Source organism: Streptomyces sp. NPDC037273, from assembly GCF_055603625.1.
In genome coordinates, this window is sequence record NZ_JBVJVO010000004.1 from 458,118 (window position 1) to 474,146 (window position 16,029).

The 16,029-nt window shown below is 72.9% G+C and carries 14 protein-coding genes; 4 read left to right on the plus strand and 10 right to left on the minus strand.

The genetic code is table 11. The annotated features are described in order from the left end of the window. From ACZ7G1_RS14260 to ACZ7G1_RS14270, 3 genes are read right to left on the minus strand one after another with little or no spacing between them, the layout of a single operon-like run. Positions 1-870: an ABC transporter permease gene (locus tag ACZ7G1_RS14260; protein ID WP_470871096.1), complete on the minus strand. Its 870-nt coding sequence runs from the start codon at positions 868-870 to the stop codon at positions 1-3. Beyond that, on the minus strand, positions 867-1,820 hold the full coding sequence (locus ACZ7G1_RS14265) for an ABC transporter permease (RefSeq protein WP_470871094.1): 954 nt from the start codon (positions 1,818-1,820) through the stop codon (positions 867-869). The genes ACZ7G1_RS14260 and ACZ7G1_RS14265 overlap by 4 nt, the downstream gene beginning before the upstream one ends. After that, positions 1,817-3,469, minus strand: a complete 1,653-nt coding sequence (locus tag ACZ7G1_RS14270; protein WP_470871092.1) for an ABC transporter substrate-binding protein — start codon at positions 3,467-3,469, stop codon at positions 1,817-1,819. Before ACZ7G1_RS14270 ends, ACZ7G1_RS14265 begins: the two co-directional genes overlap by 4 nt. Before the next feature lie 141 nt (positions 3,470-3,610). Between ACZ7G1_RS14270 and ACZ7G1_RS14275 the strand changes: the two genes are divergently transcribed. After that, positions 3,611-4,690 (plus strand): LacI family DNA-binding transcriptional regulator, encoded by a 1,080-nt coding sequence (locus tag ACZ7G1_RS14275; protein WP_470871090.1) that lies wholly within the window; start codon positions 3,611-3,613, stop codon positions 4,688-4,690. Positions 4,691-4,721: 31 nt separating this feature from the next. Here the strand turns inward: ACZ7G1_RS14275 and ACZ7G1_RS14280 are convergent, their stop codons facing one another. Then, entirely contained in the window at positions 4,722-6,356 is a 1,635-nt protein-coding gene (locus ACZ7G1_RS14280) for an amidohydrolase (RefSeq protein WP_470871088.1), read from the minus strand. A 126-nt stretch (positions 6,357-6,482) separates the two neighbouring features. On the opposite strand from ACZ7G1_RS14280, the gene ACZ7G1_RS14285 reads away from it, so the two are divergent. Next, a complete protein-coding gene (locus ACZ7G1_RS14285) occupies positions 6,483-7,181 on the plus strand; it encodes a TetR/AcrR family transcriptional regulator (RefSeq protein WP_470871086.1) in 699 nt (232 codons plus the stop codon). A 15-nt stretch (positions 7,182-7,196) separates the two neighbouring features. Here the strand turns inward: ACZ7G1_RS14285 and ACZ7G1_RS14290 are convergent, their stop codons facing one another. Beyond that, positions 7,197-7,940, minus strand: a complete 744-nt coding sequence (locus ACZ7G1_RS14290; RefSeq protein WP_470871084.1) for an AraC family transcriptional regulator — start codon at positions 7,938-7,940, stop codon at positions 7,197-7,199. A 55-nt stretch (positions 7,941-7,995) separates the two neighbouring features. Between ACZ7G1_RS14290 and ACZ7G1_RS14295 the strand changes: the two genes are divergently transcribed. Beyond that, the gene (locus ACZ7G1_RS14295; RefSeq protein ID WP_470871082.1) at positions 7,996-9,219 is read left to right on the plus strand and encodes an MFS transporter; all 1,224 of its coding nucleotides are present in this window, start codon (positions 7,996-7,998) and stop codon (positions 9,217-9,219) included. Between the two features lie 27 nt (positions 9,220-9,246). Then, positions 9,247-10,218: a quinone oxidoreductase family protein gene (locus ACZ7G1_RS14300; RefSeq protein WP_470871080.1), complete on the plus strand. Its 972-nt coding sequence runs from the start codon at positions 9,247-9,249 to the stop codon at positions 10,216-10,218. A gap of 32 nt (positions 10,219-10,250) precedes the next feature. On the opposite strand, the gene ACZ7G1_RS14305 is transcribed toward ACZ7G1_RS14300, so the two are convergent. The 5 genes from ACZ7G1_RS14305 to ACZ7G1_RS14325 all read right to left on the minus strand — a co-directional run bounded on the left by ACZ7G1_RS14305 (position 10,251) and on the right by ACZ7G1_RS14325 (position 15,960). Beyond that, a complete protein-coding gene (locus tag ACZ7G1_RS14305; RefSeq protein WP_470871078.1) occupies positions 10,251-11,939 on the minus strand; it encodes an IclR family transcriptional regulator domain-containing protein in 1,689 nt (562 codons plus the stop codon). 198 nt (positions 11,940-12,137) lie between these two features. Continuing rightward, positions 12,138-12,593 carry a MaoC family dehydratase gene (locus ACZ7G1_RS14310; RefSeq protein ID WP_470871076.1) on the minus strand — a complete coding sequence of 152 codons (456 nt, stop codon included), beginning with the start codon at positions 12,591-12,593 and terminating at the stop codon, positions 12,138-12,140. 40 nt (positions 12,594-12,633) lie between these two features. Then, positions 12,634-14,154: an acyl-CoA synthetase gene (locus ACZ7G1_RS14315; protein ID WP_470871074.1), complete on the minus strand. Its 1,521-nt coding sequence runs from the start codon at positions 14,152-14,154 to the stop codon at positions 12,634-12,636. 10 nt (positions 14,155-14,164) lie between these two features. Continuing rightward, entirely contained in the window at positions 14,165-15,034 is an 870-nt protein-coding gene (locus ACZ7G1_RS14320) for an amidohydrolase family protein (RefSeq protein WP_470871975.1), read from the minus strand. A gap of 14 nt (positions 15,035-15,048) precedes the next feature. Then, positions 15,049-15,960, minus strand: coding sequence for an SDR family NAD(P)-dependent oxidoreductase (locus tag ACZ7G1_RS14325; RefSeq protein ID WP_470871072.1), 912 nt, complete (start codon positions 15,958-15,960; stop codon positions 15,049-15,051). Between the last annotated feature and the right edge of the window lie 69 nt (positions 15,961-16,029).

Consider the following 16,029-nt stretch of genomic DNA (forward strand, 5'->3'; position numbering starts at 1 on the left):
TCACCGTTCCCGCTTCGCGATCCGGTCGGCGAGCCCCTCGCCGACGATGCCGAACGCCACCACGGCGAGCACGATGCACGCGGAGGGCGCGAGGGCCGGCAGCATCGCCCCCTGGAGGACGGCCGCCTGCCCCTCGTTGATCATGGAGCCCCAGTCGGCGGCGGGCGGCTGCACGCCGAAGCCGAGGAAGGACAGCGCCGCCAGGTCCATCAGCGCGTAACCGAAGTTCATCGCGGACTGCGCGAAGACCGTCGGCGCGATGTTGGGCAGCAGGTGGCGCACGCAGACGGTCCACCCGGACCAGCCCTGCACCCGGTACGCCTCGATGTACGGCCGGGCCTTCTCCTGCTGCGCGATGCCGCGCACCAGCCGTCCCACGTACGGGGTGTAGGCCACGGACATCGCGATCACCGGGGCGGTGAGGCCCGAGCCGACGACCGACACGAGGAGGATCGCGAGCATGAGGCCCGGGATCGCGAAGACCAGGTCCATGGACCGGGAAAGGAACGTGTCCGTCCAGCCGCCCCGCCAGGCCGCCACCACGCCGAGGACGGTGCCGAGCAGGGTGGACACGCCGACGACGAGCAGCGGCCCGAGCAGACCGGTGCGGGCGCCGTGGAGCAGCCGGGACAGGATGTCGCGCCCCGACTGGTCGGTGCCGAGCAGGTGGTCGCCGGTGGTGCCGACCAGGCTCGCCGACAGGTCGAGCGCCTCCGGGTCGTACGGGGAGATGACGGGCGCGAGCACGGCGACCAGGACGAGCGCGGCGAGCACCGCGACCGAGACCGCGAAGAGCGGCCCCTGGCCGAACAGGCGCAGGGCGCGGAGCCCCGGTCTGCGGTACGGCACCGTGGAGGTGGTGGTGGTCATGAGGAGCCTTCCCCGAGGGAGAGACGGGGGTCGATGAGCGGGGCGAGCAGGTCGACCACGAGGTTGACGAGGACGAACGCCGCCACGCTCAGGAGCGTGATCGCCTGGACCACGGCGAAGTCCTTGGCGGTGACCGACTGCACGAGCAGCGAGCCGAGGCCGGGGACGTCGAAGGCCGTCTCGACGATCGAGGTGCTGATCAGCAGGCCGGCGAGCATGGTGCCGCCGACGGTGACGACCGGGCCGAGCGCGTTGCGCAGCACGTGCCGGCGGACGACGGCCGGGCTCGCCACACCCCGGGCCCGCGCCACCTCGACGTGGTCGCGGCCGAGTTCGTCGAGCATCGCGGAGCGGGTCACCCGGGCGAGGAGTCCGGCGAAGGACAGCGCCAGGGCGAAGGCCGGCAGGGTCAGCTGGTAGAGCCGGCCCGAGAGGCCTTCCGCCGCGCCTCCGCCCGGTCCGGGGAACCAGCCGAGCTGGACGGAGAAGAGCGACACGAGCGCGATGGCCGTCACGAACGAGGGGGTGGCGGTGGCGACACCGGTGCCGATGAGGACCACCTTGTCCGGGAGTCCGGGGCGCAGCGCGGCGAGGACGCCGGCCGTCACCCCGAGCACGGCGACCAGGACGGCGGCGTAGCCCACGAGCAGGGCGGTGCCGGTGAGCCGGGAGCCGATGAGCGCGGACACGTCCTGGTGGTACTGCGCCGAGCGGCCGAAGTCGCCGCTCAGCACGCCGCCGAGCCACTTCAGGTACTGGGTGACCAGCGGGTCGTCGAGGTGGTGCTCCGCCCGCAGGGCCGCCACGGCCTCGGGGGTCGCGGGGCGGCCGTGGAGCAGGAACGACACCGGGTCGCCGGGGGCCAGGTGGATCGAGCCGAAGACCACGACCGAGGTCACGAACAGCACCGCCACCAGGCCGAGGAACCGTCCGACGAGGTAGCGCGTCATCGCTTCGCGGCCCCGATCGTCGCGGCCCCGATCGTCGCGGCCCACGGGTAGTACAGCTGGGCTATGCCGGTCGGTGCGCCGGTGACGCGCTTGCCGAGGAAGACCGAGTGGGGAGCCTCGTACACCGGGATGATCGGCAGCTCGGCGAGGGCGATCTTCTGGAGCTTCGCGGTGAGCTCGGCGCGCTTGGCCGGGTCGGGCTCGGAGTTGGCCCGGTCGAAGGCGACGTCGTACTCGGCGTTCGACCAGTTGCCGTAGTTCCCGAAGTCGCCGGTCCGCAGGTACTGGTAGAACTCCAGCGGGTCCGGCGTGTTGTCGTAGCCGATGGTGATGACCAGGTCGAGTCCGGTCCGCGCGTTCGGGTCGACGAAGATGCTGCTGTACGCGTCCGGGGAGACCGGCTTCAGCTCGACCTCCAGGCCGATCTGGCGGCCGGCGGCCTGCACGGCGTTGGCGACGACGCTGATCTCGGGCGCGAGGGTGCTGGTGACGATGGTGACCTTCCGGCCGGTCGCCCCGGCCTCCTGGACGAGCTTCTTCGCGGCCGCGATGTCGTACACCGGCTCGGGCAGCGTGTCGTACAGCTCGGCGGTCTTCTCGGGGGCCAGCGCCCAGGCGCCGCGCGCGGCGGGGGCCTTGGCGGGCACGCCGACGCCACCGGCCGCGGCCTTGATGATGTTCTTCCGGTCGAGGGCCATCGACAGCGCCTGGCGGACCCTCAGGTCGCCGAGCGGACCGTGGTAGTCGAGGACGGCGAGGTTCGCGGCGCCGGTGTTGGGGCCGAACAGCATCGCGCCCTTGCCGCTGGAGCGCAGCTGGCCGAAGGAGGACGACGGGACCATGTAGCCGCCGTCGACCGTGCCGGAGAGGAAGGCGTTGGCGCGGGCCGCCGGGTCCTCGATGAAGGTGAACTTCACCTGCTCGGACTTGGGGGTGAGCTTCGCGTCCCAGTACGCGGCGTGCTTCTTGAGCGTGATGCTGTCGCCCTGCGCCCAGGAGTCGAGGGCGTACGGGCCGGTGCAGTTCAGCTTGCCCTTGGGGGTGCCGTAGTCCTTGCCGCCCTTGGCGAGCGAGGCGGCGCTGACCACCGTGCCGGGGGAGGCGGCCATCAGCTCGTGGAAGAGGACGTCGGCCTTGCCGAGCCGGACCGTCACCTCCAGCGGCCCCGTCTTCTCGATCGCGTCGACGTTCTTGAAGGAGGAACCCCACGGGGAGCCCGTCTCGGGGGCCATCTGGCGCTTCAGGGAGGCGACCACGTCGTCGGCGGTCAGGGTGGTGCCGTCATGGAACTTCACGCCGGGACGCAGGGTGTACACCAGGGTCCGCGGGTCGGGCTGCGCCCACTTCACGGCGAGGCCGGGCTCGATCCGCAGGTCGGGGGTGACCCGCAGGAGCTGCTCGCAGACGTTGGCCAGCACGGTGTTCGGCGGGTAGTCGTACGCGAGGGCGTAGTCGAGCGTGTACGGCTCCGCGTACAGCGACCAGGTGACGGAGTCCAGCGGGCCCTGTGCGGGCGGCGACGTCGGGCTCACCTGGAAGTCCTTGCCGCCGGCGGTGACCGGGGGCTTGGTGGCGCCGGAACAGGCGGCGGTGGTGGCCGCGAGCGCGGCGGTGCAGGCGAGAAGCGCGATGGCTCTGGGCATGCGCATGGGGACCCACCCCTTTACGGGTGTAGTGACGGGCTCGGGGGGATGGAGCGAGTATTCGTGCGGGAACGTTCCCGCACAAGGTCTTGAGGTGACATTGCGGGAACGGTTTTGCAGAGGTCACGAGGGTGGCACGATCACCCCATGACCGAAGCTTCACGGCATGGCGGGCAGCCCTCGCCGCCCATCCCGCGCGTCCGCCTCGTCGACGTGGCCCGCGAGGCGGGCCTGTCCAAGACGACCGTCTCGGCGGCGCTGAACGGCACCGGCAGACTCTCCCCCGAAGTACGGGAGAAGGCCCGTGAGACCGCCCGCAGAATGGGCTACCGGCCCAACGCCACCGCACGCCATCTGCGCGCGGGACGGGCCCGGCTGATCGGATACGTGGTGGGTGGCCTCCCTGATGCTCTGTGGACCTACCTGGAGTCGCCCTACTTCGCCCGGCTGACCGGCGCGACCGCCGCGACCTCACTGCGTCGCGGCTACGCCGTGGTGCTCCTGCCCGCCGGAAGCCTGCAGAGCGAGTGGGCCGACCTACCGCTCGACGCGGTCGTCGTCGCCGACCCGGTCGCCGGGGACACCGTCGTCGACGAGCTGCTCGCCGCCGGGATCCCCGTCTTCAGCGACCGCTCGGTGGAGGGGCGGCCCGGGGCCTCCTGGGTCGACGTCGACGCCGAAGGGGCCGTCCGCGAGGCCCTGGACCACCTGCGCGAACAGGGGGCCCGCAGGCCGGTGCTCGTGGTGCCGGACATCGCCACCCGCTTCCACGTCGGGGTCGAGGCGGCGCACCGGTCCTGGTGCGCCGCCCACGGCCTGCCGGAACTGGCCGTGCGCGTCGCCGAGTCCGGCAACGGTCCGGTGGTCCAGGCCGTCGAGACCGCCCTCGCCGCGCCGGAAGGCGCCGAACGGCCGGACGCCCTGCTCGTCGTCGCCGAGGCGAGTCCGCCCCTCGTCCTGGAGGCGGCGCGCCGCCACGGCTACGAGGTCCCGGACGACCTGCTGGTCGTCCTGGTCAGCGAGGACACCACCGCCGAGTACACCGTCCCGCCGGTGACCACCCTGAGCCTGCGGCCCGAGGCGGTCGCGGAGGCCGGGGCCGAGCACCTCGTCGCGGTCCTCGAACACGGCCGGCGGGAGCCCGCGGGGACGCTCGTGGCGACACGCCTGGACATCCGGGCCTCCTCCGTACGCCTCGGGCGGGGCGACTCGCAGGGGACGGGTTGACGCCGTCGGGCCGAGGGCCGCGCACGGCACGTCAGCCCGCGTACACGAGTTCGCCGCCCACGTACGTGCGCTCCACCCGAGCCTCGGCGATCCCCTCCGGCGGGCCGGTCAGGATGTCGCGGTCGAGGACCACGAGGTCGGCGAGGTTGCCGGCGCGCAGGCTGCCCGTGTCGTCGAGCCTGTTCACATGCGCGGTGCCCGCGGTGTAGGCGGCGAGCGCGGTGGGCAGGTCCAGGCGCTGCTCGGCGTAGAAGACCCGGTCGTCGGTGGCCTCCGGCTCGCGGCGGTTGACCGCCACGTGGATGCCCTCGATCGGGTTCGGGCTGCTGACCGGCCAGTCGCTGCCGGCCGCCAGGGTGGCGCCCGCCCGCACCAGGTCGCCGAACGGGTACTGCCAGGCGGCGCGCTCGGGACCCAGGAACGGGATGGTCAGCTCGTCCATCTGCGGCTCGTGGGCGGCCCACAGCGGCTGGATGTTGGCGATGGCACCGAGCCGCGCGAAGCGGGTCAGGTCCTCCGGGTGGACGACCTGGAGGTGGGCGAGGTGGTGACGGTTGCCGCGGTGCCCGTTGGCGGCGACCGCAGCCTCCACCGCGTCCAGGGCCTCGCGGACACCGCGGTCGCCCAGGGCGTGGAAGTGGACCTGGAAGCCGAGGGCGTCCAGCTCGGTCACGTACCCGCGCAGCGCCACGGGGTCGACGAAGCTCAGACCGCTGTTGCCGGTGGCGCAGCCGCAGCCGTCCAGGTACGGCGAGATCATGGCCGCGGTGAAGTTCTCCGCGATGCCGTCCTGCATGATCTTGACCGACCCCGCCCGGAACCGGCCCGCGCTCAACTCCTTTCGCCGGGCCACCAGTTCGGGGATCTGCTCGGCGCCGCGCTCGCGGTCCCACCACAGCGCGCCGGTCACCCGGGCGGTCAGCGAGCCGTCGCGGGCGGCGGTCATGTACGCCTCCGACGGGTCGGACATGCCGCCGAACGAACCGAGCAGCGCGTCCTGCCAGGCCGTGATGCCCAGAGAGTGCAGCAGCTTCTGGGCCCGCAGCAGCCCGGCGAGCCGGTCCTCGGCCGTCGCCGGCGGCACGAGCCGGCCCACCAGACCGATCGCGCCCTCCTGGAGCGTCCCGCTGGGGGTGCCGTCCGCCTCCCGCTCGATCCGGCCGTCCGCCGGGTCGGGCGTCTCGGCGGTCAGGCCCGCGAGCTCAAGCGCCCGGCTGTTCGCCCAGGCGCCGTGGTGGTCACGGTTCGACAGCAGGACCGGCCGGTCCGGGACGACCGAGTCGAGCAGCTGCCGGGTGGGCAGCCCGCCCTCGAAGCTCTCCATCGACCAGCCGCCGCCGGTGATCCACTCCTGCTCCGGGTGGGCGTCCGCGTACTCCCGGATCCGCTCCAGGTACTCCGCCACGCCGACCGTGCCGGTCAGATCGCACTCGGCCAGCTCCTTGCCGCCGGAGACGGCGTGGATGTGCGCGTCCTGGAAGCCCGGCAGCAGCAGCTTGCCCGTGAGGTCGACGACCTCCGTGGACGGGCCGATGAGCTCCCGCACCTCGTCGTGGCCGACGGCGGCGATCCGGTCCCCGACGACGGCGAGCGAGGTGGCCCGGGTGCGGGCCGGGTCCGCCGTGAAGACGGGACCGCGGGTGAAGACCAGATCGGCCGTGGTCATGAGCGCTCCAGAACATGGGGTGACGTGTGGTGGGGGCCATGGAAGCGGCCCGGCCGTTCACACGTCAATGGCGTTGACGTAACGCGCCCGTTTACACGTCAACCACGTTGACGTAATGTTCCGGCCATGTCCGAACGCGTCGTGCCCGAAGGCAGTCGGCAGCGCCGCCGCCCCACCAAACAGGGCGCCGTCCTCTCGGAACGGCTCATCGTCGACACCGCCCTGCGCCTCATCGCCCAGCACGGCGCCGAAGCCCTCTCGGTACGCAGACTCGGCGCCGCCCTCGGCGCCGACCCCACCGCCCTCTACCGCTACTTCCGCAACACCGACGCCCTCCTCCTCGCCGTCGCCGACGAGATGATCGGCCGCGCCCAGGAAGGCTGGACCGCCACCGGCGACTGGCGCACCGACCTCCGCGCCATGGGCCTGCGCATCAACTCCTGCTACCGCAACAACCCGCAGGCCGCCGCCCTCGCCGCCCACCGCACCACCGGCCGGCAGCACGAGACCCGCGCCGTCGAACGCATCCTCGGCATCCTCCGCGGCGCCGGCTTCCCCGACGACCTCGCCGTCCGCATCTACCACGCCTTCGTCGACCAGGCCCTCGCCTTCGCCGCCCAGGACGCCGCCGCGGCCGCACTCCCTCCCGCCGCCCGCCAGAACGACGAAGCCGTCTGGCACTCCGTCTACGGACGCCTCCCCTCCACCACCCACCCCAACATCGCCGCCACCTACCCCCTCCTCGCCGCCGACATGACCGACAGCGGCTACCCCTTCGCCCTCGACCTCATGCTCTCCGCCATCGAGTCCCTGCGCCCGGCCTGATCGGCACGACACCCCCTAGCCGCTGCGGCGGGCGCCGGGAGTGTGGCCGAAGGTGCGGCGGAAGACGTCGATGAAGGTGCTGGCGGAAGACCAGCCGCAGCGGTGGGCGACCACGGTGACGGGGATGTCGTCCGCCAGGAGGATCAGCGCGTGGTGGAGCCTGATCTGAGTGCGCCACTGCAGGTAGGTGAGGCCGAGGTCGTCGCGGAGACGGCGGGAGAGGGTGCGGGCGCCGGCGCCGATCTGGCGTCCGAGCTCGTCGAGTGAGCGGTTGTCGGCCGCGTCGGCGCGCAGGATGGCATGCAGTTCGCGGAGCACGGGGTCGGTGGGGACCGGCAGGTGGAGCGGCTGTTCGGGGGAGAGGGCGAGCTGGTCGAGCAGGACCGCGCGCAGGCGCAGGTGGGGTGGGCTGTCGTCGTGGGGGTCGCGGGTGTACGCGACGATGAGTTCGCGCAGAAGGGGGCTGACGGCGAGGACGGCGGGTTTGTCCAGGCCGAGGGGGTTGTCGGTGGCGGGCAGGCCGACGAGGTGGAGGTCGAGTTCGCCGTGTGCCTGATGCTGGTGGACGGTGCCGGCGGGGATCCAGAGCGCGCGGGTGGCGGGGGCGACCCAGGAACCGGCGTCGGTGGTCACCGCGATGGTGCCCCGGCCGGCGTAGACGATCTGGTGATCGTCATGGCGGTGCGCGGCGATCTCGCCGCCGGAGGCCAGGCGTTGGGTCCGGGTCGGCGCGACGGATTCGTGGCGGACTTCCTGCATCAGCTGTCAATCTACCGAAAGCGCGACACCGTGTGCTTCTCCCAGCATGGTGAGGGTGCGAAGGAATACACCGATCTCCCTGCTGGCCGTGGGACACGCCTGCGTCGACATCTACCAGGGCGCCGTCGCGGCGCTGATCCCGTTCTTCGTGGCCGAACGGGACTACACCTACGCGGTCGCCTCCGGCGTCGTGCTGGCCGCGTCCCTGCTGTCGTCCGTTGCCCAGCCGCTGTTCGGGGCGCTCACCGACCGGTGGGCGATGCCGTGGCTGCTGCCGGTCAGCACGCTGCTGGGCGGGGTGGGCATCGCGCTCAGCGGCCTGAGCGGCTCCTACGGGCTCACCCTGTTCTTCGTCGCCGTCTCCGGGATCGGGGTGGCCGCCTACCACCCGGAGTCGGCCCGCGTGGCCCGGCTGGCCGCCGAGGGCAGTCACAGCGCGATGGGCTGGTTCTCCCTGGGCGGCAACATCGGCTTCGCCCTCGCCCCGCTCCTGGTGTCGGCCGTGATCGGACACGGCTCCCTGCGCTGGACGCCCGTCCTGGTCCTGCCCGCGCTCGCCGGCGCCGCCCTGTGCGTGCCCGTGCTCCGGATGCTCACCCGGCCCGAGGCCGGCGGCTCCAGGACGGCGGCACCGCGGGGCGCCGACGACGTGGCCTCGTTCGTGAAGCTGTCCCTGGCGGTCGTCTGCCGCTCCATCGTCTTCACCGGCCTCAGCACCTTCATCTCCCTCTACGCCCAGCAGCGCACGCAGGGCAGCACCACCGCGGGCACCATCGCCCTGTTCCTGCTCTTCCTGGGCGGCGCGGTCGGCTCGGTCCTGGGAGGGTTCCTGGCCAACCGCTACGACCGCGTCCACGTCTCCCGCTGGTCCTACCTGCTCTCCGTCGCCGCCGTGACCGGAGTGCTCCACGCACCCGGCCCGGCCATGTACCTCTTCGTGGCCCTCACCTCCGTCGGCCTGTACGTCCCCTTCTCCCTCCAAGTCACCCTGGGCCAGGACTACCTGCCCTCCCGTATCGGCACCGCCGGCGGCATCACCCTCGGCCTCACCGTCAGCATCGGCGGCCTCATCAGCCCCCTCCTGGGACACCTGGCCGACGCCACCTCCCTGAAGACGGCCCTCACCCCCCTGATCGCCATGCCCGCCCTGAGCTGGCTCCTCTTCCGCGCCCTGCCCGAACCCACCGCCCCCAGGCCTCAGGCCGGCACACCCGCGCCCGCATCGGCCACGACCCCTCACCGCGAGCGGGAATCGGATCGCCACGACCGCAGTTGGTGAGGGACGTCAGACGTTTCAGGAGGGGTCATGCGAGCGATACAGGTTTCCGAAGTGGGCGGTCCCGAGGTGCTGCGGCTGGTCGACGTCGATCAACCGGCGCCGGGCCCGGGCCAGGCGGTCGTGGAGGTCGCCGCGTCCGGCGTCAACTTCCTCGACGTGTACCACCGCCAGGGCCGGTACCCCCTCCCGCTGCCCTTCACCCCCGGCTCTGAGGGCGCGGGCACGGTCCTCGCGGTCGGACCCGGCGTCACCCACGTCGCCGTGGGAGACCGGGTCGGCTGGGTGGAGATTCCCGGCACCTATGCCGAGCGGGCCGTCGTGGACGCCTCCCGTCTCGTCCCCCTGCCCGACGGCGTCGACTTCGAGGCCGCCGCCGCCGTGCTGCTGCAGGGCATGACGGCGCATTACCTCGTCAAGGACGCCTACCCGGTCCAGCCAGGCGACACGGTGCTCGTGCACGCTGCGGCCGGCGGCATGGGGCTCGTGCTGACCCAGCTCATCACCCATCTCGGCGGCCGAGTGATCGGCACCACCTCGACTCCGGAGAAGGCCGAACTGGCGCGGCGAGCCGGGGCCGCCGAGGTGATCCTCTACTCCGCGGTGGACGATCTCGCGGCGGAGGTGAAGCGGCTCCACGGCGGCCAGGGCGTCCCCGTCGTCTTCGACGGCGTCGGCAGGGACACCTTCGACGCGAGCCTCGCCAGCCTCCGAACCCGCGGCCACCTGGTGCTCTTCGGAGCCGCGAGCGGTCCAGTGCCGCCCTTCGACCCCATCCGGCTCGCCCAGGGCGGTTCGCTGACCCTCATCCGCCCGAGCCTCGACCACTTCATCGCCGATCGCTCCGAGCTGCTCCGGCGCGCCGCCGACGTCCTCGAACTGGTGCGCACCAAGGCTCTTGAGGTCACCGTGACGGCCCGCTACCCGCTCGCCGAGGCCGCCCAAGCCCACCGCGACCTGGAGGCTCGGCGTACCACCGGCAAGCTGCTCGTCATCCCCTAACACCCATATGGCCCCGCCGCCGCGCCCACCCGTCAGCCCGTCGCCACCCGTGAGAAGCGCCCCACCGCCGCGAGGTCCGCGCTGATCAGGGCGGCGGTCTCGCGGAGCGGGGGGAGCAGGGCGGCGAGGCTTTCCTCGGGGGTGGCGCGGCCGGCGTGGAGGGCGATGTTGACGGCGGCGACCGGGTGGCCGCGGCCGTCGGTGATGGCGACCGCGAGGGAGCGGAGACCCTCTTCGAGTTCCTGCTCGACCCATCCGTAGCCGCGGGCGGCCGTCGCCGCCACGACCTCGTCGAGGCCGGCGGGGGACGTCACGGTGTGCGGGGTCAGCGCCTCGGGGGTGATCCGGCCGAGGCGTTCGGCCCGCTCGGCAGCCGGCAGGCCGCCGAGGAGGACGCGGCCCATCGAGGTCGCGTACGCCGGGAGGCGGGTGCCGACGGTGATGTCGATGTGCATGATGCGCGTACCGGCGACGCGGGCGACGTAGCGGATGTCGTCGCCGTCGAGGACGGCGACGGAGGCCGAGTCGTGGACGCGGAGGACGAGGGCGACCAGGTGGGGCGTCGCGATCTCCGGCAGGCTCAGGCCGGAGAGCCGGGCGTGCCCGAGTTCCAGGACCCGGGGCAGGATGACGTAGCCGCCGGGGTCCTCCCGTACGTATCCGAGATGGCGCAGGGTGATCAGCGATCGGCGAGCCGTCGCACGGGGCAGCCCCGTCAGCCTGGCCAGCTCCGTGAGCCGTACCGGGCCCCTGGCGGACTCGAACGCACGCAGCACGTCGAGCCCGCGCGCGAGCGACTGCAGGAACCCCGAGCCGAGCTCGTCCTTCAGCTGCCCGGCGCTGAGGGCGACGGGCGTTCCCTCTGACTCTGATACGGGCTCCGCCGTCGGGGGCCCCGACGCCGCCGCCAACGCCTCCTCCATCACCGCGACCGTGCGGCGCAGTTCCGGCAGTGCCAGTTCGGTCAGGGACTCGGCGGTGTGCCGACGGGTGTGGCTGACGACGCTGACCGCGCAGACGACGGCGCCGTCGGGGCCCCGTACGGGGAGGGCGACGGCGAGCAGGCCCGGTTCGATGAGCTGGTCGTCCACGGCGACACCGCCGGCGCGGGCGTCCCGTACCCGGGCGAGGAACTCGGCCTCGGAGCGAGGGGCGTCGGGCTCGGGCCGGGGCGGCAGAGGCGGCAGGGGCGGGAACGCGGCGGTGGCGCGGTCGGCGCGCCGGCGTTCCAGGTCGTCCTCGTCCCAGTCGGTGGCGAAGAGGGCGCCGGGGGCGCAGCGTTCGGCGGGCAGGAGGGCGCCGGGGCGGAAGGAGATGGCCGTGGCGCGGCGGCGGGTGGACTGGGTGAGGAAGCGGACGTCGTCGCGGTCGGGGACGGCGAGGGAGACGGACTCGTCGAGGGTGTCGGCGAGGGCGTCGGCGTGCGGTCCGAGGAGTTCGGGGAGCCGGCAGGCGGCGAGGTAGGCGTTGCCGAGTTCGGCGGCCCCCGGGGCGAGCAGCAGGTCGCGTCCTTCGGTTCTGAGGATGCCGAGGCGGACGAGCGTGGTGGCGACCCGGTCGACCGTCGAGCGGGCGAGCCCGGTCGCCCTGGCGAGGTCGCCGGGCCGGTGGCGGACCTCCGCTCCGGACGCCATCACCCGGAGCACAGCGAGCCCCCGATCGAGGGGCCCGACCAGTTCGTCGGGTACGCCCTCGGCGTCGGTGGGCGCGTGCTGCGGCATCGTCCGGACTCCTCGGGGGCGACGGGTGAGCGGGGTGCGGGGTGCGGTGGAAACCGTAACCCCTCGCCGTGAACGAGGTCCGGGCATGCCGGCAGGGGGGGGCGGTCGTGTGCGCGACCGCCCCCCCGAGTGCCGGGCCGGCGGATCACGGTCGGGGTCGCGCCCCTGGTCCGCCGGTCCGGCACTGGTGTGGGGATGTCAGGCGAAGAAGCGGTAGACGGCCTGGGCGACGCAGGCGGGCTTGGGGGCGCCGTCGATCTCGACGGTGAGGTCGACGACGACCTCGACGCCGCCCTTGACGTCCTCGACGGAGACGACGCGGCCGTGCGTGCGGATCTTGGAGCCGACCCGCACGGGGGAGGGGAAACGGACCTTGTTGAGGCCGTAGTTGACGGCCATGGAGACGCCCTCGACGCGGAGCAGCTCGCTCCACATGGGGATGAGGAGGGAGAGGGTGAGGTAGCCGTGGGCGATGGTGCCGCCGAAGGGTCCGGTGGCCGCGCGCTCGGTGTCGACGTGGATCCACTGGTGGTCGTCGGTGGCGTCGGCGAAGGTGTCGACGCGGGACTGGGCGATCTCGACCCAGGAGCTGTGGCCGAGGTCGGCGCCGGCCTGGGCCTTGATCTCGTCGATGCCGTTCACGGTGAGGGACATGGGAGTGCGCTCCTACAGGGAGAGGGAAAGGGGGAAGGGTTCAGGTGGTGGTGCCGTAGCGGGCCCGGATGGGGGCCTTGAGCAGCTTTCCGGTGGCGTTGCGGGGGAGGTCGGGGGCGAGGACGACGCTCTGGGGGATCTTGTACCGGGCGAGCCGGGCCTCCAGGTGGGCGATCAGCCCGGCCTCGGTGACGGTCGCTCCGGGGCGGGTGACGACGACGGCGCGGCCGACCTCGCCCCACTTGGCGTGGGGCACGCCGATGACGGCGGCCTCGGCGACGTCGGGGTGGGCGAGGAGGGCGTCCTCGACCTCGGCCGGGTAGATGTTCTCGCCGCCGGAGATGATCATGTCCTTGAGGCGGTCGACGAGCGTGACGTAACCGTCCTCGTCGACGGTGGCCACGTCGCCCGACCGGAAGCGCCCCCCGTCGCGGAAGGCCGCGGCGGTCGCCTCCGGAAGGTTCCAGTAACCCGGGGTGACGTTCGGTCCCTCGACGACGACCTCGCCCTTCTCGCCGGGCGCCGCCTCCTCGCCGGAGGGCAGAAGGACGCGCACGTCGGTGAAGAAGTGCGGTACGCCCGCGGTGCCGGCGTGGCTCAGCGAGTCGGCGCGGTCGAGGATGAGGGCGCCCGGCGAGGTCTCCGTCATGCCGTACCCCTGGACGAAGGCGAGGCCCCGGTCGAGGTAGGCGCGGGCGGTGCGGGTCGGCACCGGGGCGCCGCCGCAGAGCAGGGTGCGCAGACTGGTCAGGTCGGCGCCCTCCCAGCCGGGGGCCGCCGCCATCGCGTCGTACATCGTCGGCACGCCGAACATCCGTGTCACCCGGTGCCGTTCGATCAGCCGCAGCGTCCGGTCCGCGTCGAAGGAGGGCTCGAGGAGGACCGTGCCGCCCTTCAACAGGGTCGGCAGACAGCTCATGTTGAGCGCCGCGGTGTGGAAGAGCGGCGCGGAGACCAGGGTCACCTCGTCGCCCGCGATGTCGGTGTCGACGAGGACGTTGACGCTGTTCCAGAGGATGTTGCCGTGGGTGAGGACGGCGCCTTTGGAACGGCCGGTGGTGCCCGAGGTGTACATGATGAGGCAGACGTCGTCGTGCCCCACCTCCTCGTCGAGCGGATCCGCGGACGCGCCCGCGAGCCGTTCCTCGTACGGCGTCCCGGGCCCGCCGTCCACGGCGAGTACGGTGCCGATGCCGGCGGCGGCCACCAGCTCCGCCACCCGCTCCGCCGGCTGCCCGGCGTGCACCAGGACCCCGCTGCCCGAGTCGGTCACCTGGTGGAGCAACTCCGGCACGGTGAGCCGGGTGTTGAGCGGGACGAACACGGCGCCGAGAATGCCGGTCGCGAACAGCGTCTCCAGGTAGGCCGGATGGTTGGGGCCGAGGTACGCCACCCGGTCGAGGCGCCCGACCCCCGCGTCGCGCAGGGCGTGGGCCAGCCGGGTGCAACGGTCGTGCAGTGCGGCGTAGTCGACCGCGCGGCCCTCGTGGAGGAGGGCGGTGCGCCGGGGCGACCTGCGGTCGCGGCGTGCGGGCCACGAGCCGATGCCCTGGTTGCGCATGGGGGACCCCTCAGTTTCCGGTGAGACCGAGCAGCCTGGCCGCGTTCTCCTTGAGGATCTTCGGACGGACCTCGTCCTTGATCGGGAGCTCCGCGAAGTCGGCCAGCCAGCGGTCGGGGGCGAGCAGCGGGAAGTCGGAGCCGAACAGCACCTTGTCCTTCAGGAGGCTGTTGGCGTACCGGACCAGCTGCGGCGGGAAGTACTTCGGCGACCAGCCCGACAGGTCGATGTACACCTGCGGCTTGTGCGTGGCCACCGCGAGCGCCTCGTCCTGCCAGGGGAAGGACGGGTGCGCGAGGACGATCCTCATGCCGGGGAAGTCCGCGGCGACGTCGTCCACGTCCATCGGGTTGGAGTACTTGAGCCGGATGCCCCCGCCGCCGGGAGCGCCCGCGCCGATGCCCGTCTGGCCGGTGTGGAAGACGGCGATGGCGCCGGCGTCCTCGATGGCCTCGTACAGCGGGTAGGCCATCCGGTCGTTGGGGTGGAAGGCCTGGATGTTCGGGTGGAACTTGAAGCCCTTGACCCCGAACTCCTCGACAAGACGCCGGATCTGACGGACCGCCGCCTTCCCCTTGTACGGGTCGACCCCGGCGAACGGGATGATCACGTCGGGGTTCTTCAGTGCGGCCTCGGCGATCTCCTCGTTCGGCACCGGCGGGGTGCCGGTCGCCGACTCGGCGTCCACCGTGAAGACGACGCACGCCATCCGGCGCTCGCGGTAGTACGCGGCGAGCTCCGGCAGCGTCGGGTGGCGGTGCTCCGCCTTGAAGTACGCGCCGGCGGCGGCGTCGAGCTCGGCGGAGAGCGAGGCCCCGCCCTTCTCGGACACCTCGGCGTGGGTGTGCATGTCGATGGCGACGAGCTCGTCGAGGTTCAGCACGGCACGCTCCTTCACAGTCGCGGGGCGGGGATGCCGAAGGTCTCGGGGGTGCGGCCGACGGTCACCGGCCAGGCGGCGGCGATCGCCTCGGCGCTCCAGCCGCCGTCGGCGTACGCCACCGACACCTCCTGCGGGTGCGACCAGAGGGCGAGCTTGTCGCCGCCGATGCCGACGCACTGGCCGGTCACGCCGGCGGAGGCCTCGGAGGCCAGGAAGGTCACCAGGCCCGCGACGTCCTCGGCGGTGCCGAAGCCCTCGCCCTTGCGCAGGCTGTCGGGGAGCGCGATGCCGTCGTTCTCCAGGGCCTCGACGTGCGGGGCGAAGACGGGGATCGTCCTGGTCATCGCGGTCGCGGCGACCGGGATGACGGCGTTGGCCGTGATGCCGGCCTTCGCCAGCTCCATCGCCCAGGTGCGGACCATGGCGGCGATGCCGGCCTTGGCGGCGGCGTAGTTGGTCTGGCCGAAGTTGCCGCGCTGGCCGGCGGGGGAGCCTGCGACCACGATCCGGCCGCCCTCGCCCTGTGCGCGCATCTGCTCGACGGCGGCGCGGACGCAGGTGAAGGTGCCGCGCAGGTGCACCTCGACGACGGTGTCGAAGTCCTCGTCGGACATCTTCCACAGCACGCGGTCCCGGAGGACGCCGGCGTTGGTGACCATGACGTCGAGCCGGCCGTAGCTGTCGACGGCGCGGGCGACGAGGGCCTGGGCTGCCTCGGTGGAGCCGACCGGGACCACCTCGGCGACGGCACGGCCGCCGTCGGCGGTGATCAGCCGCACGGCCTCGGCGGCGGCGTCGGCGTCCACGTCGTTGATCACCACGGCCGCGCCGGCGGCGGCGAGCGAGCGGGCGTAGGCGAGGCCGAGTCCACGGCCGCTGCCGGTGACGACGGCGACCTTGCCGGTGAGATCCACAAGAGTCATGAGCGGGGTCCTTCCCGTGAGCCGGGTGCGGGGCGCGAGGTGACGCGGCCTGGAGCACGCACCGGCGGG